This is a genomic window from Mesorhizobium sp. M8A.F.Ca.ET.207.01.1.1, assembly GCF_004794715.1.
Lineage (GTDB): Bacteria > Pseudomonadota > Alphaproteobacteria > Rhizobiales > Rhizobiaceae > Mesorhizobium.
The window spans coordinates 156,411-170,474 of record NZ_SRUS01000005.1; the positions used below are offsets into that span (position 1 = coordinate 156,411).

Annotated in this window: 16 protein-coding genes; 9 read left to right on the top strand and 7 right to left on the bottom strand. The window is 62.7% G+C overall.

Features of this window, described 5'->3' with window-relative positions; all coding sequences use genetic code 11:
- Window positions 1-73 precede the first annotated feature (73 nt).
- Together EN850_RS16275 and EN850_RS16280 are read left to right on the top strand one after the other, a co-directional pair.
- On the top strand, window positions 74-430 hold the full coding sequence (locus tag EN850_RS16275) for a metalloregulator ArsR/SmtB family transcription factor (RefSeq protein WP_127278564.1): 357 nt from the start codon (window positions 74-76) through the stop codon (window positions 428-430).
- Window positions 427-906, top strand: a complete 480-nt coding sequence (locus tag EN850_RS16280) for an SRPBCC family protein (RefSeq protein WP_127278565.1) — start codon at window positions 427-429, stop codon at window positions 904-906. Before EN850_RS16275 ends, EN850_RS16280 begins: the two co-directional genes overlap by 4 nt.
- A gap of 99 nt (window positions 907-1,005) precedes the next feature.
- Here the strand turns inward: EN850_RS16280 and EN850_RS16285 are convergent, their stop codons facing one another.
- Complete coding sequence (locus tag EN850_RS16285) at window positions 1,006-1,359, bottom strand: SnoaL-like domain-containing protein (RefSeq protein ID WP_127873064.1); 354 nt, start codon at window positions 1,357-1,359, stop codon at window positions 1,006-1,008.
- A gap of 187 nt (window positions 1,360-1,546) precedes the next feature.
- Between EN850_RS16285 and EN850_RS16290 the strand changes: the two genes are divergently transcribed.
- Together EN850_RS16290 and EN850_RS37740 are read left to right on the top strand one after the other, a co-directional pair.
- The gene (locus EN850_RS16290; RefSeq protein WP_135865420.1) at window positions 1,547-2,251 is read left to right on the top strand and encodes an SOS response-associated peptidase; all 705 of its coding nucleotides are present in this window, start codon (window positions 1,547-1,549) and stop codon (window positions 2,249-2,251) included.
- A gap of 162 nt (window positions 2,252-2,413) precedes the next feature.
- Window positions 2,414-2,545: a hypothetical protein gene (locus EN850_RS37740; protein WP_272483024.1), complete on the top strand. Its 132-nt coding sequence runs from the start codon at window positions 2,414-2,416 to the stop codon at window positions 2,543-2,545.
- A gap of 165 nt (window positions 2,546-2,710) precedes the next feature.
- Here EN850_RS37740 and EN850_RS16300 read toward each other — a convergent pair whose 3' ends face one another.
- The 5 genes from EN850_RS16300 to EN850_RS16325 all read right to left on the bottom strand — a co-directional run bounded on the left by EN850_RS16300 (window position 2,711) and on the right by EN850_RS16325 (window position 7,490).
- Window positions 2,711-3,796, bottom strand: a complete 1,086-nt coding sequence (locus tag EN850_RS16300) for an ABC transporter ATP-binding protein (RefSeq protein WP_135881560.1) — start codon at window positions 3,794-3,796, stop codon at window positions 2,711-2,713.
- Window positions 3,786-4,394 carry a cupin domain-containing protein gene (locus EN850_RS16305; RefSeq protein ID WP_136091754.1) on the bottom strand — a complete coding sequence of 203 codons (609 nt, stop codon included), beginning with the start codon at window positions 4,392-4,394 and terminating at the stop codon, window positions 3,786-3,788. The genes EN850_RS16300 and EN850_RS16305 overlap by 11 nt, the downstream gene beginning before the upstream one ends.
- 294 nt (window positions 4,395-4,688) lie before the next feature.
- Window positions 4,689-5,759, bottom strand: coding sequence for an ABC transporter substrate-binding protein (locus EN850_RS16315; RefSeq protein WP_136091755.1), 1,071 nt, complete (start codon window positions 5,757-5,759; stop codon window positions 4,689-4,691).
- 28 nt (window positions 5,760-5,787) lie between these two features.
- Entirely contained in the window at window positions 5,788-6,609 is an 822-nt protein-coding gene (locus EN850_RS16320; RefSeq protein WP_189591131.1) for an ABC transporter permease, read from the bottom strand.
- Window positions 6,606-7,490, bottom strand: a complete 885-nt coding sequence (locus EN850_RS16325) for an ABC transporter permease (protein ID WP_135881561.1) — start codon at window positions 7,488-7,490, stop codon at window positions 6,606-6,608. The genes EN850_RS16320 and EN850_RS16325 overlap by 4 nt, the downstream gene beginning before the upstream one ends.
- Window positions 7,491-7,785: 295 nt before the next feature.
- Here EN850_RS16325 and EN850_RS16330 point away from each other — a divergent pair, with 295 nt between their 5' ends.
- From EN850_RS16330 to EN850_RS16350, 5 genes are all read left to right on the top strand, one after another.
- The gene (locus EN850_RS16330; protein ID WP_136091757.1) at window positions 7,786-8,943 is read left to right on the top strand and encodes a fumarylacetoacetate hydrolase family protein; all 1,158 of its coding nucleotides are present in this window, start codon (window positions 7,786-7,788) and stop codon (window positions 8,941-8,943) included.
- Between the two features lie 293 nt (window positions 8,944-9,236).
- Window positions 9,237-10,172: a substrate-binding domain-containing protein gene (locus tag EN850_RS16335; protein ID WP_127278978.1), complete on the top strand. Its 936-nt coding sequence runs from the start codon at window positions 9,237-9,239 to the stop codon at window positions 10,170-10,172.
- A gap of 115 nt (window positions 10,173-10,287) precedes the next feature.
- A complete protein-coding gene (locus tag EN850_RS16340; RefSeq protein ID WP_135881563.1) occupies window positions 10,288-11,274 on the top strand; it encodes an ABC transporter permease in 987 nt (328 codons plus the stop codon).
- Window positions 11,275-11,277: 3 nt separating this feature from the next.
- Window positions 11,278-12,069 (top strand): ATP-binding cassette domain-containing protein, encoded by a 792-nt coding sequence (locus tag EN850_RS16345; RefSeq protein ID WP_127278976.1) that lies wholly within the window; start codon window positions 11,278-11,280, stop codon window positions 12,067-12,069.
- 27 nt (window positions 12,070-12,096) lie between these two features.
- Window positions 12,097-13,119 carry a LacI family DNA-binding transcriptional regulator gene (locus EN850_RS16350; RefSeq protein WP_136091758.1) on the top strand — a complete coding sequence of 341 codons (1,023 nt, stop codon included), beginning with the start codon at window positions 12,097-12,099 and terminating at the stop codon, window positions 13,117-13,119.
- A gap of 305 nt (window positions 13,120-13,424) precedes the next feature.
- Here EN850_RS16350 and EN850_RS16355 read toward each other — a convergent pair whose 3' ends face one another.
- On the bottom strand, window positions 13,425-14,015 hold the full coding sequence (locus EN850_RS16355; protein WP_127278974.1) for a TetR/AcrR family transcriptional regulator: 591 nt from the start codon (window positions 14,013-14,015) through the stop codon (window positions 13,425-13,427).
- Window positions 14,016-14,064 lie beyond the last annotated feature (49 nt).

The following is a 14,064-nucleotide window of genomic DNA, read 5'->3' on the forward strand; positions in this document are numbered from 1 at the left end:
AAATTGCCGCTTGCAGACACTAAGGAATTTACCTAAGTATTAATGACCACTTTTGACGACCCAGGACCATTCGATGACCAGCCTCCAGAGCGCAAATCCGATCCCCCCGCCGATCGATGGTATTTTTCGCGCGCTTGCCGACCCGACACGGCGGCGCGTGGTCGAGCGACTCAACAGGAGCCCCGCTTCGGTCAGCGAACTGGCACAGCCTTTCGAGATGGCCCTGCCTTCCTTCATCGACCATCTCAAGATTCTCGAAGGCTGCGGGCTGGTTCGGTCGCAGAAGACCGGCCGGGTCAGGACTTACGAGCTTGCGCCCGAGCCATTGAAGCTCGCCGAAAGCTGGCTGGCTGAGCAGCGCACGCTCTGGGAGCGCCGCCTCGACCAGTTCGACGCCTATGTGATGACACTCAAGGAGCAGGAAACATGAGCTATCCCTTCAAGCCGGATCCCAGGCTGGACCTCGTGCTGGAGCGCGTGCTCGACGCGCCGCACCAACTGTTGTGGCGCGCCATGACGACGCCGGAGCATGTCAGGCAATGGTTCACACCAAAACCATGGGTGATCACCGACTGCGAGATCGACCTCAGGCCAGGCGGGTTGTTCCGGACACGCATGCAGTCGCGCGACGGCAACGAGGTCAGCGACCGCCATTGCTGCTATCTGGAAATCGTGCCGAACGAGCGGCTGGTGTGGACGGATGCGCTGCTGCCGGGCTATCGGCCGTCAGGCGAGCCGTTCATCACTGCTGTGATTTCGCTGCAGCCGGATGGCCGGGGCACGCGCTACACCGCCACCGCCATCCACCGCGACGAGGCGACCCGCGACAACCATGAAGAGATGGGTTTCTTCGACGGCTGGGGCACGGTAGCCGATCAGCTTGCGCAATATGTGAAGACGATTTGAGCTTCCTGGGTGGCGGCCAGGGCATCGCTGGCCGCCATGTTGATCTCCGCCTTCGCGGCGAAGAGCGCGGACTCCGGAAAGCCAGCTGTGTTTCCGACCTCAGTAGTAAAAACGCTCTTCGGCGATCTTGCCGTTCTTGACCGTGTACAGGCCAACCTCATCCATGGTGACGCGCTGGCCGGTGGCCTTCGGCGTTATGTCGAACGTGAAGCGCAACGCGAACTGGTCGCCGTTGACATAAGGCCCCTCGACGGAGCCGCCATGGACTTCGTGGTTCTCTTGCCACCATTGGCTCTTCTGCCTGAGGGCCTCCTTGCCATGGCTGACCGCCATCGGTCCCTCCATGGCCTCGTAGCTGGCGATGTCATCGGCATTGTACTTTTCGGCGGCACCTTGGTTGTTACCCTGCTTGAGCAGTTCGGTGAAATCCTTGGCAATTTCCGCGATGGTCATTTGATGTTCCTCCTGTTCAGACGCACTCGAAGTAGGGGGGTGATCGCCGGCCCGCCACCTTTGCCCGCATGACAGCTGACAAGCTGTGTCAGGACGATCGATATAGCGCGGTGGTGTGACGGCGATTGCAGGAGCGCGGACAGCAGCCTTGGTTGCAGAGGCACGCCAATTCCGCGATGCTGGATGCATGTGTAACCTCTACAACATCACCACGACACAAGAGGCGGTCCGCCAATGGACGCGCGCACTGCGCGATATCAGCGGCAACCTTGAACCATCCGTCGACATCTATCCCAATCAGCCCGGCCCCGTCGTCCGCAACACGGCAGACGGGAAGCGTGAGCTGGCCAGACTGCTTTGGGGGTTGCCAACGCCACCTGAGCGCATGAAGGGAAAGGCCGACTACGGCACGACCAACGTTCGCAATCCACAATATTCGCACTGGCAACAGTTTGTCGGGGTCGAGCATAGATGCGTCGTGCCGGTCACCAGTTTTGCCGAACCCAGCCCGACACCGAGTGACAAGGACCCAGAAACCGGCATCCAACGCAACTACTGGTTTGCCCGTGACGATAGCCGACCGCTGTTCTTCTTCGCCGGATTCTGGACCCGTTGGCAGGGTATTCGAAAGGTCAAGGACGGACCCGGCGACTTCGAGTTATTCGCCTTCATGACAACCAAGCCAAACGCCCTGATCGCGCCGATCCATGAGAAGGCTATGCCAGTAATCCTGACCACGTCGGAGGAGACCGAGGCCTGGCTTACAGCACCTTGGGCAGAAGCACGGCATTTGCAGCGAACAGCACCAGACAACGCGTTGGTGATCGTTGAGAAGCCAGCCACACAAATCAAGTTTCCGCAGCAGGCACCGGCGCAAGGATCTCTGTTCTAGGCTAAGGGATAGCCGCGTTCCTCATTCCTCGTCTCGCCATATCACACGGCGAACCATGCGGATTTCGACAAGGCGTCTCACACGAATTTTCAAGCGCTCCGCAGCACTCGGCAAAATTATGTCGGCATCAAGTTCGCGAAGCTTGCAGCGCTCGCACCGCATATGCCGTTCGACATCCCAAAAGGGAATGTCACCGACAAGCTTCGCGAGATCGCCAGGCAGATAATGCCGGGTGATGTTGCAGTGCCGGCATCGGACACGAATGAGTTGCCCGACTTCGTGCGCGAGGCATAGGGTTTGCACATTTCGGCGCGGTCGGGTGCTCAATTCCGGCATCAACTAGTTTAGGAATGTCTTCCTACATTAGTCAATTCCTACTTAGTTTCCTTGGTCGTTCGTCCACATGTCGATCAGGCCAACCCCACGGCCGTGCGGGCGACCTTGCGCAGTTGAATGAGGCTAGCTGGGCAGCATGGGGCAGTTGGCGCCACGGCGCAGGCTGACGTGCGCCACGTCGCCGGCGCTGAATTGAAACCCCTCGGCCTGGCGGGGCGCGTCGATGACAACGGGCATGCCTTGCCCCAGTTCGGCATGCAGGCGCAACGTGCGGCCATGGAAGACGATGCTGTTGACCCGCGCCGGCGCCGTGCCGGGCGCAGCCTCGGCCGCCGCCAGCAAATCCTCCGGGCGCACGCCGATGGTGCGGACCTCGCCTTCGCCGGGCCACTGGCCGGTTTCGGAAATGGCCTCCAGCGGCAAGGTGCCGGCGGTGAAACGCAGGCGGTGGCCATCCCGGCCGACAAAACGTGATTGCAGGAGATTCATGGTGCCGATGAAGCTCGCCACGAACTTCGTGGCCGGCCGGTCATAGAGGGTCGCCGGCGGCGCGATCTGCTCGATGCGGCCGTTGTTCATGACGACGATACGATCGGAGATCGACAGCGCCTCGGTCTGGTCGTGAGTGACCATGACGAAGGTGGTGCCAAGCCGCGATTGCAGCCGCTTCAATTCGACCTGCATCTGTTCGCGCAGATGCGCGTCGAGCGCCGACAGCGGCTCGTCGAGCAAGAGCACGCGCGGCTCGCAGACAATGGCGCGGGCAAGCGCGACGCGCTGGCGCTGGCCGCCCGACAGTTCCAGGACGCGAGCGCGAAGCTTGTCGGCGAGACCGACCATCTCCAGGGCTTCGCCGACGCGCTTTGCCTGCTCGGCACTGGTGAGTTTTCGCAGGGACAAGCCGAAGCCGACATTTTCGGCGACGTTCATGTGCGGAAACAGCGCGTAGTCCTGAAACACGGTGTTGACCGGCCGCTCGAACGGCCGAAGGGCCGTGATGTCATGACCGTCGAGCAAGACCTCGCCGCTCGACGGGCTTTCGAAGCCGGCAATCACACGCAGGCTGGTGGTCTTGCCACAGCCGGACGGCCCGAGGAGCGTGATGAATTCGCCGCTGACAATGTCGAGATCGACGGTATCGAGTCCGACGATGCCACCTGGAAAAACCTTGGAAACCGCCTGCAGCCGGACGAGTGGATCAGGCGCCATCGCGAACCTCGGACGGCTTCGTGGTGTTGACCCAGAGGATCTGGCACTGCTCCGCGCCGGGATTGCGGAAGGCGTGCAAAAGCGTACTCTTGAAGGCAAAACTGTCGCCGGTCTTCAGCCCGTATTTTGTCGAATCCACCACCAGTTCGACCTCGCCCGAAAGCACGAAGCCGAATTCATGGCCGGCATGGGCGTAGGCTTCCGCCGTGCCGCCACCGGCTTCCACCGTCACCAGCATGCCGGTCAGCGTCGCGCCGGGCGGCGACAGCAGCGCCTTGACGATGCCTTCGGATTTGACCGGAATCGCGCGGCGGCTGTTGGCACGCACGCAATAGAGATCATTGACCGCATCGTTGCCGTCGGTGATCAACGCCGATGGCTCGATGTCGAGCGCGGCGGCGAGCGGCCAGATCACCTTGACGCGCAGCGAGGACATGCCGCGCTCGATCTGGCTCAGCGCGCCGATCGATATGCCGGCTTTTGCCGAGAGATCGGCCAATGACAGACGGCGCTCGAGCCTGAGCGCCCGCACGCGCCGGCCGACGCGAACGTCGGCATCGTCCTTCGGTTTTTCGGCGGCCTCGTCAAGCATGTCCATGTGCAAGTCCTCGTTGCGATATTTGCGGCTCGGGCCCGACTAAAGTCAGCTGCAAAATCGGGTTGAACCTTACCGCGACGTCAGCGCTGCCCCTCACCTGCCTGCCGGCATCCTCTCCCCGTATAGTGACGGGGAAAGGGGCACTGTGTCCCTGGTTTCGCCAATCGCCAACGCCGCAAGAAGCGAGCCGACATTGCGGCCAGCCCCTTCTCCCGTCACTATACGGGGAGAAGTGCCCGGCAGGGCGATGAGGGGCGGCGCTGACTTCCGCAATTAACCCGACTCTGTCTCAGCTCACCCGCCAGCCTTCACCTTCTCGAACATCTTCGCCATATCGTCGTTCTGTTTCATCGGCCCGGTGAAGATCGTGCTCTTCAGCATCACCTCGGGGTCGGACGGCAGTTGCAGCTTCTCCAATTCGTCCTTCGGCACGCCGGCGAAAGCGGTGCCGAGCGAGCTGCCATAGCCGTAGGACTGGATCAGGAATTTGCCGGAGTCAGCGTCGAGCCGGCTGTTGATGAAGTCATAGGCGAGATCGACGTTCTTGGCGTCCTTCAGCATGACGAAGCCGCAGGCCCAGGTCAGCATGCCTTCCTTCGGCTTCATGAACTCGACCGGCACGCCCTGCTTCTTGAGTGAGGTTGCCGACGCGTTCCAGGTCATGGCGGCGACCAACTGGCCACTGGCCAGGGCCTGCTCGACCGAGGTCATGTCGGTGGTGTAGCTCGACAGCAGCGGGCGCTGTTCGCGCAATTTTGCCGCGACCTTGTCCATCTGCTCGGCCGTCATGTCGAAGGGGTTCACGCCTGCCAGAAGAGCCGCGACAATCGGCGTGTCATGCACAGCGTCGATGGTCGCCATACGGCCGGCATATTGCTTGTCCCACAGAAGGTTCCAGCTCGCTTCGGGGTTCTTCACTAGGTCGGTGCGGTAGAGGATCGAGGTGTTACCCCAGTCCCATGGCACCATCCAGACCTTGCCGTCGCCGGCCTGCAGGTCGGGCAGGTTCTTGAACACCGGGAAGATCGAATCCCAGTTCTTGATGCGCTTGGTGTCGATCGGCTGCAGCAGGCCTTCCTTGTTCCAGCGCGCCACCTTGTCATAGCAGGGGTGCGCGATGTCGGGCCGGAAGCCGGCCTTGACCTTGGTGAAGGCATCATCGTCGTCGCCGAAGATCGAGGCCTCAACGCCATCGGGGTGCGCTGCAAGGAAGCTCTTGTTGAAATCGGGCAACTCATAGCCCGACCAGGTGAAGTATTGCAGCTTCTCGGCGGCGAGCGCCACGGTCGACGACAGTGCGAGCGCAAGTGCCGCAAGGCCGGCGCGGACCTTGTGTCCCGACACCGATTTCAGGTGGAATGTCATTTTCGTTCTCCTCTCTCATTGTTGTGCTTCAGGCTGGATTGCGGCGTACGGCGCCAAGCCCGCGATGGCGCAGGATTTCGGCGGTGCCAGCGATGATGAAGGACACGGCCAGGATCACCGTCCCGAGCGCCATGACGGTCGGCAGCGAGCGGGGAAAGCGCAGTTGGCTCCAGATGTAGAGCGGCAGTGTCGGCTCGGTGCCGGCGAGGAAGAAGACGACGATGAACTCGTCGAAGGAGATCAGGAAGGCGAGCATGAAGGCCGACAGCACGGCCGGCAGGCTGAGCGGCAGCATGACGCGCCGGAAGGTCATCCAGTCCGAGGCGCCGAGGTCGAGCGCCGCCTCGCGAACGGTCCTGGGGATGGCGGCGAAACGGCTGCGCATGACGACCACGGTGGTCGGCAACGCGACCAGGATATGGCCGAGAACGATGGCGATGCGCGATGGCCCGAGGCCGATCAGGTTGACAAGGATCAGCAACGATATGCCGACGATGACGCCGGGGATGAGGATCGGAAGCCGTGCGATGGCGCTGATGGTGGCGGCCAAAGGAGAGCGGCCATAGAGATCCATATAGGACACGGTGATGCCGCACAGCGTGGCGCCCGAGGCCGCGATGGCGCCGATGACGAGACTGTTGACGAGCGCACCCGACAGTGCCGGATTGCCGTAGAGCGTGGCATACCATTGCAGCGTGAAGCCCTGCAGCGGAAACGCGGCCTGGATGGAATCGTTGAAGGAAAACAGCGGGATTAGCAGGACCGGCAGATAAAGGAAGATCAGATAGGCAAGCACATAGAGGCCGAGCCAGCGGCCATCCCGTTTCATGCTGGCGCGCCCTGTTTTCATGTGCGGCTGCCAAACCGGCGGTCCGCGCCGCGCGCGACCAGTACCACGAGCAGGATGACCAGCATGACGCAGACCGAAAGGGCTGCGCCGAACGGCCAGTCATTGGCCTTGCCAAACTGCGACTGGATCAGCGAGCCGATCATGGTGCTGGCCGGACCGCCCACCATGGCCGGCGTGACATAGTCGCCGACCGTCGGCACGAAGACGACAAGCGCGGCGGCCAGCACGCCCGGCATCGAATTGGGCAACACGACCCGACGGAAGGAAGTGAACGGCCTCGCGCCCAGATCGGAAGCGGCCTCGATCAACGATTTCGGGATCGTGTCCAGCGCCACATAGATCGGCAGGATGGCGAACGGCGCATAGGCGTGCGCGAGCGTGACGACGACAGCGGCGGGCGTGTTGAGGAAGGTCAGTGTCGGCTCGGACCAGATGCCACTTTCGATCAGCGCCGAATTCAACACCCCATTGTAGGCCAGCACGATCTTCCAGGCGAAGACACGCAGGAGATAGCTGGTCCAGAACGGCAGCGTGACCAGGAACAGCAGCAGGCCGCGCCGCCGGCCGGCGTGAAAGGCAAGATAGTAAGCGACGGGGTAGGCGGTGACGACCGTGGCCAGCGTGACCAGCGCGGCGATGATCAGCGAGCGCAGCGTGACCGTCCAGTACAGCGGATCGGAAACCACGGTGATGAAGTTGGCCAGGCTGAAGCCGGCGCCAAGCAGCGACCCGTCATTGCCGCGGAAGGCGAGGAAAAGCACCAGGCCAAGCGCAAACAGGATCAGCAGGAAAGTGACCAGCGCGCCGGGCAGCAACATGGCGAACCGGAAGCCCGATGAAGCCCGGGTCTCTGGCACATGTGCTGCAACTAGGGTCGACATCGACCTGCCCGTCCCAGGATTTTGAAATTGACTAAGGATTTTTCATATTTGTGAAACTGTCAAGCGGATTCAGAGTACTGCGCTGCTGTGAACGGCGATCTCGCATTTGAGGTACAGTTGCCGTCGGCAATAAAACCCGACGCGGATTTCACATTTCTGAAGGAACGGCTTCAATGAAGAACCGGTTATGGCAGCTCGAATTTGCCCCCGGACGGGATAGACCTTTGAGTGGAATCCGGTGAAAGTGCCGCGCCGATCCGGCCAGAATTTTCGATCCATTCGAGGAACCCAACTCATGACCAATCCGACACATCTGCCCTCCGAAGGCCTGTTTGTCGGGCGCGCCAGGAGCGGCGATGTCTCCCATCCCATGGTGGTCACCGTGCGTGACGGCACCGTCTTCGACATCACCTCGAGCGCGGCGCCTACCGTCCGTGACGTCTGCGAGTTGGCGGATCCGGCCGGCCATGTGGGCTCGGCCAAGGGCACTCCCATCGGTTCTGTCAGCGACATCGCGGCCAACAGTTTCGAAGCCACGCGCGATCCGGCAAAACCCTTTCTGCTGTCCCCGGTCGACCTGCAGGCGATCAAGGCATCCGGCGTCACTTTCGTGGTCAGCCTGCTCGAACGGGTGATCGAGGAACAGGCCCGCGGCTCGGCGGAAAAGGCCGACGCCATACGCGCCGACATTGCCGGCCTGATCGGCCATGACCTTTCCAAGCTCAAGCCCGGTTCGCCCGAGGCGATGGAGATCAAGGCCAGGCTGATTTCGCGCGGCGCCTGGTCGCAATATCTGGAAGTGGGCATCGGCCCGGATGCCGAGATCTTCACCAAGTGCCAGCCCATGGCCTCGGTCGGCTTCGGCGCCGATGTCGGCCTCCACCCGGTGTCGACCTGGAACAATCCGGAGCCGGAGATCGCCATGATCGCCGCCTCGAGCAGCAGGATCGTCGGCGCCACCATCGGCAACGACGTCAATCTGCGCGACGTCGAAGGGCGCTCGGCGCTGCTGCTCGGCAAGGCCAAGGACAACAACGCCTCGGCTTCGCTTGGCCCCTTCATCCGGCTGTTCGACGACACGTTCTCCATCGCCGAGGTGAAGCAGGCCGTCGTGCGCCTGAAGGTCGAGGGCGAGGACGGATTTTCGCTGGAGGGGGCGAGTTCGATGGCCGAGATCAGCCGCTCGCCGGAGGAACTGGTTGCCGCGGCCATGGGGCCGCACCACCAGTATCCGGACGGGCTGGCGCTGTATCTCGGCACGATGTTCGTGCCATCGAAGGATCGCGGCGAAAAGGGCAAGGGGTTCACGCATAAGGTCGGCGACATCGTCACCATCTCGTCGGAAAAATTCGGCGCGCTGGTCAACCGCGTGCGGCTGTCGCCCGATTGCCCGCACTGGACCTACGGCGCCAGCCATTTGATGCGCGACCTCGCCAAAGCCGGCCTGCTCTAAGTGGTTCTTCAGGGGCTTTCGCCCCAAGTGACCGCCCAAACATGATCGGGACAGTCCGCCGGGCTGCGCCTCGGCGACAATCATCCGACTGCCTGGAAAAAATCATCCCAACTGATGCGATCTGATGGGGTCGTTGATGGCGCCGTGTCAGGCGCCAACTACATCTGCAGATGGAGGCTTGCCATCCGCCGAAAAAGGGAATGCTCTTAGGCATCCGAGCGGCGCTGGCAAAAGACGCAATCCGGCCGTAGCCGGAACAAGGGACGGATCATCTTCAACCGGGAGGAAATCACATGCTGACGAGACTAAGACTTGTGCTCTACGGCCTGCTGGTCGCGCTGACGGTCATTCCGGCAGCCGCGCAGGCCAAGACGTTCTACTGGATCTCACATGGCGGGCCGGCCGACCCGGTCTGGACCTACTTCCTCGCCGGCGCCAAGCAATGGGCCAAGGACACCGGCAACACCGTCAACACCTCTTTCCACAATGGCGACGTCGCCTCGCAGCAGGAAGCGGTCCGCGCCGCCCTCTCCGCCAAGGCCGACGGCATCGTCACCACCAGCCCCGATCCGGGCAGCCTTGTCGAGATCGTCAAGGAAGCGCGCGCGGCCAACGTCCCGATCATCAACTTCAACACGCCCGATCCCAAGGCCAATTTCAACGCCTATGTCGGCGGCGACAACGTCACCTTCGGCAAGCACTGGGCGCAGTACCTGGTCGACAAGGGCCTCGTGAAGAAGGGCGACTTCGTCTGGATGCCGGTCGAGATCCCCGGCGCCACCTATGGCGTGCAGGAAGAGGAAGGCATCAAGAGCGTCTTCGGCCCGCTCGGCATCACCTATGAGGTGACCGAAGCGACGCTCGACCAGGCCGAGGTGATCAACCGCATGGTCGACTACCTCACCGCCCACAAGGGCAAGGTCAACGCCATCATCGGCCTGGGCGACCTCGTCACCGGCTCGATCAAGCGCGTGTTCGACCAGGTCGGCGTCAAGCCGGGCGAAATCCCGGTCGTCGGCTGGGGCAACTCGCTCGACACCACCCAGGAAGTGCTGAACGGCTACGTCAATGCCGGCCAGTGGCAGGACCCGCAGGCGACCAGCTACGTCGCGCTGTCGCTCGCCAACATGGCGGCCAGCGGCATTCCTCCGGGCTTCAACGTCATCACCGGCGCGCTCTACGAGAAGGATACCGCGGCGGTCTACGACAAGATCCTGTCCGGCAAATAACCCGCGATCCCTGGCGCCGCGCATTCGCACGGCGCCAGCTATCTTCCTGCGCCGCGGCATGTCCACCCGATGCGGTGGAGGTCGCGGCCCGTTCCAACCATGTCGCGGGTTCCCAGTGGAAAATCATTCGCTCATCCAACGCCTGATCGCGCGGCCGGAATTCGGACCCTTCGTTCTGCTCATCGCCGAGATCGCCGTCTTCTGGGGTTTCAACCACGACTTCCTGTCGCCGCAGAACATCTCCAACACGCTGGCCTTCACCGTCGAGCTCGGCCTGATCGCGCTGGCGATGACGCTGTTGATGACGTCGGGCGAATTCGACCTTTCCGTCGGGTCCCTGTTCGGTTTCTCGCCGGTGCTGATGTGGACGCTGTTCAATGCCGGCGTCACCTCGCTGGAGATGGGCTTCGTCGTCGCGCTGGTGGTTGCCGCCTTGATCGGCCTGGTCAATGGCTGGTTCGTCACGCGGCTCAAGATCCCGTCCTTCCTGGTGACGCTCGGCATGCTGCTGGTGGTGCGCGGCAGCGCGCTTTTCATCACCGACGGGTTTCCGCAGCGCACTTGGAGCGCCGAGGGCAGCTGGCTGGCGGAGGCGCTGGTCGGCGATTTCTTCATCGGCCCGTTCCGCATCTACATGTCGCTGTTCTGGTTCATCGCCGCCGCGATCGCCCTCGGCTATGTCCTGACGCAAAGCCGGACCGGCAACTGGATCCAGGCGGCCGGCGGCAATCCCAACGCGGCGCGCGCCCGTGGCGTCAATGTCAACCGCGTCAAGGTCGGCCTGTTCGTGCTGTCTTCGCTCATGGCGTCGCTTGCCGGCGTCATTTCCTCACTGCGCACATCCGCCGCCAACCCCAACAGCGGCACCGGCTACGAACTGGAGGTGATCGCCATGGTGGTGATCGGCGGCACGGCGCTGACCGGCGGGCGCGGCACCATCATCGGCACCGTGCTCGGCATCCTGATCCTGCGCGTCATGCGCAACGGCATCGTGCTGATCGGCGTGCCCGGGCTTGCCTACAACATCTTCATCGGCGCGATCATCCTTGGCATGATGGCGTTGCATTCGTGGCTGGAACGCCGGCACCAGGCGGGGACTTGAACCATGGCCGAGCCATTGATCCGCATGCAGAACATCCGCAAGTCCTATGGCCGCGTGCAGGCGCTGGTGGACGCCAATTTCCATGTCAACGAGCGTGAGATCGTCGGCCTGCTGGGCGACAATGGCGCCGGCAAATCGACGCTGATCAAGGTTCTCTCCGGCGCGGTGCCGCTGACCAGCGGCGACATCTTCATCCGCGGCAAGAAGGTCACCTTGCGCAGCACCAGCGATGCCATCGCCCACGGCATCGAGACCATTTATCAGGACTCCGCCCTGGTCACGCAACTGTCGATCGCGCGCAACCTGTTCCTGGGACGTGAGCCGATCAAGCCGCCGCGCTTCCTCAACCGCATGGACCAGGAGGCGATGAACACGGTCGCCCGCGATCTGCTCAAACAGGTCGGCATCTCCAAGAACATCCCGCCGACGACGCCGATCGGCTCGCTCTCCGGCGGCGAGCGCCAGGCGGTCGCGATCGCGCGCGCCATGCATTTCGACAGCGACCTGATCATCCTCGACGAGCCGACCAACAATCTCGGCGTCGCCGAAACACAAGGCGTGCTGAGCTTCGTGCGCAACGCGCGTGATTCTGGCCACTCCTGCATCTTCATCGCGCACAACATCCACCATGTCTTCCAGGTGGTCGACCGCATCGTCGTCATGCGCAGGGGCAAGGTGGTCGCCGACGACATCGATCCGAAGACGACGACCGTGACGGAAGTCGAACGCATCATCACCGGCATGTCGGAAAAGGACATCCGCGACGCCCTCGCCGATGGCAAGCCGGGGCACTGAGGGAGCATCGGCATATAGGGTCGCGGCATGAAGGCCACCGTCTCCGACATCGCCAGGAACTGCGGGCTGTCGACCGCCACGGTCGACAGGGTGCTCAACAATCGGCCCGGAGCGAGTGCCGCCAACCGGCAACGCGTCATGGAGGCCGCCAAGCAGCTCGGCTATCTGCCTGTCGCCGACCAGGTGACGCTTCCCTCGAAGCCCGCAAACCTCGAATTCTTCCTGCCGATCGGCAGCAACGCCTTCATGCAGGATCTGGCAAAGCATATCGAGGACTACGCCTCACGCCTGCCGCTGGTGGCATCCTGCCGGATCCACAATCTTGCCGGCATCTCGCCCAATGCCCTGCAGACAGCGGTCGAAAAATTGTCGCTGCGCGCCAACGGCGTCGGTGTCATCGCGGTCGATCATCCCAGGACACGCAACATCCTGCGCGACATCGTCGAGGCCGGCATCCGCCTGGTGACGCTGGTATCCGATATTCCGGCCGCACCGCGCTCGGCCTATGTCGGCATCGACAACCGCGTGGCGGGACGGACGGCGGCCCTTTTGATGGGACGCTTCCTCGGCGGACGCGAGGGGCGGCTGGCGATGGTCGTCGGCTCGCGCTCCTATCGCGGCCATGAAGAGCGCGAGATGGGATTCCGCTCGGTGCTCGGCGAGGAATTTCCCAATCTCATCGTCAGCAGCGCCGTCGAGATCAATGACGAACCCGATGCCAGCTATGCGGAAACCATGAAGGCGTTGCGCAACGAACCGGAACTGCTCGGCATCTATTGCGTCGGCGCCGGGCGCTCCGGCATTGCCAAGGCGATCCGGGAAGCCAGGCCCAACCGCAAGCCGGTGTTCATCTGCCACGACCTGACGAGGGAGACGCGCGGCTATCTCGTCGACGACCTCACCGACGTCGTCATCGACCAGAACGCCAGGTTGATCGCGGAGCAGTCGGTCATCCAACTGCTCGGCTCGATCGCCTCATCGGCGCCCTATCTCACACGCAAATTCATCGAGCCGCGACTGATTTTCCGGGAAAACGTGCCGGTGCAGTGAGGCCCACTTTCCCGAATTCGCGCGGCGCCACGGCGAATCTGCACAGCAGCTATGCACAATTCATTGTTGCCGAATCATTGGGCAATTCGTAGTTTCTGGTTGTCGGCCATCTACTCCTCCCAGATGCGATGCCGACGCTGAATGGGGCGCACCTCCTCCCGCGCCACATTCGAAATCGAGCCCGCTGCCACCTCCTCCCGGCAGCGGGCTTTTTTCGTTCCGATCGGCAGCAATCGCGACGCCGCCACGCCACCCGGTCCTTCCCGGTCACGGAATCGCATGGATCGTTGGCAGTCCGGCAGGTGTCAGTTTGCTGCAGTTCCCCTGAAGGAAACGATCAGCCCTTCCGCCATACGCACGAACTGCGTGCTGGGGCCTTCGGCGCCTACGGTCTGCACGCTGACACGCGCGCCTTCAAACAGCAGCGACAGCGTATCGGCGAGAAGTTCGGCCTGGCCGATACCGGCATCCCGGCAGAGCCCGACCAGGCGTTCGCGCTGGGCTTCCTTGAGCTCCTTGATCACGCGCCTTGCCGGATGATCAGGTTCGGTCAGTTCGGCGGCGGCATTGGCCATGTCGCAGCCGCGGCCATCGGTGTTGAGCATGGCGGCGGCCTTGCGAACCCAGGCATGAAGCTGGGCGAGTTTGTCGCCCGGATGCTCGGCCTCGAACGTTTCCCACATCGCGCCGGCTTTCAAGGCGTTGGCGCGCAGGCATTCGACGATCAGTTCGTCCTTGGACTCGAAGTGACGATAGAGCGTCATCTTGTTCGTGCCGGCAGCCTCGGTGATGGCGTCGACGCCGACGCCCTTGATGCCGTGCTTATGGAACATGTCACGCGCCGTCTCCAGAATCCGATCCCGGGGACGAGAGCGCTCCACGACGCCGTCTGTCATCATGATCTCCTTTCGTTTCCAAAAAACCCTCGGCCACCTCTTGACTAGG

What these genes read in the sequence shown, in the direction of transcription:
- EN850_RS16275 (WP_127278564.1), top strand. Translation starts at nt 74, where the DNA reads ATGACCAGCCTCCAGAGCGCAAATCCGATCCCCCCGCCGATCGATGGT.
- EN850_RS16280 (WP_127278565.1), top strand. Translation starts at nt 427, where the DNA reads ATGAGCTATCCCTTCAAGCCGGATCCCAGGCTGGACCTCGTGCTGGAG.
- EN850_RS16285 (WP_127873064.1), bottom strand. Translation starts at nt 1,359, where the DNA reads ATGACCATCGCGGAAATTGCCAAGGATTTCACCGAACTGCTCAAGCAG.
- EN850_RS16290 (WP_135865420.1), top strand. Translation starts at nt 1,547, where the DNA reads ATGTGTAACCTCTACAACATCACCACGACACAAGAGGCGGTCCGCCAA.
- EN850_RS37740 (WP_272483024.1), top strand. Translation starts at nt 2,414, where the DNA reads ATGCCGTTCGACATCCCAAAAGGGAATGTCACCGACAAGCTTCGCGAG.
- EN850_RS16300 (WP_135881560.1), bottom strand. Translation starts at nt 3,796, where the DNA reads ATGGCGCCTGATCCACTCGTCCGGCTGCAGGCGGTTTCCAAGGTTTTT.
- EN850_RS16305 (WP_136091754.1), bottom strand. Translation starts at nt 4,394, where the DNA reads ATGGACATGCTTGACGAGGCCGCCGAAAAACCGAAGGACGATGCCGAC.
- EN850_RS16315 (WP_136091755.1), bottom strand. Translation starts at nt 5,759, where the DNA reads ATGACATTCCACCTGAAATCGGTGTCGGGACACAAGGTCCGCGCCGGC.
- EN850_RS16320 (WP_189591131.1), bottom strand. Translation starts at nt 6,609, where the DNA reads ATGAAAACAGGGCGCGCCAGCATGAAACGGGATGGCCGCTGGCTCGGC.
- EN850_RS16325 (WP_135881561.1), bottom strand. Translation starts at nt 7,490, where the DNA reads ATGTCGACCCTAGTTGCAGCACATGTGCCAGAGACCCGGGCTTCATCG.
- EN850_RS16330 (WP_136091757.1), top strand. Translation starts at nt 7,786, where the DNA reads ATGACCAATCCGACACATCTGCCCTCCGAAGGCCTGTTTGTCGGGCGC.
- EN850_RS16335 (WP_127278978.1), top strand. Translation starts at nt 9,237, where the DNA reads ATGCTGACGAGACTAAGACTTGTGCTCTACGGCCTGCTGGTCGCGCTG.
- EN850_RS16345 (WP_127278976.1), top strand. Translation starts at nt 11,278, where the DNA reads ATGGCCGAGCCATTGATCCGCATGCAGAACATCCGCAAGTCCTATGGC.
- EN850_RS16350 (WP_136091758.1), top strand. Translation starts at nt 12,097, where the DNA reads ATGAAGGCCACCGTCTCCGACATCGCCAGGAACTGCGGGCTGTCGACC.
- EN850_RS16355 (WP_127278974.1), bottom strand. Translation starts at nt 14,015, where the DNA reads ATGACAGACGGCGTCGTGGAGCGCTCTCGTCCCCGGGATCGGATTCTG.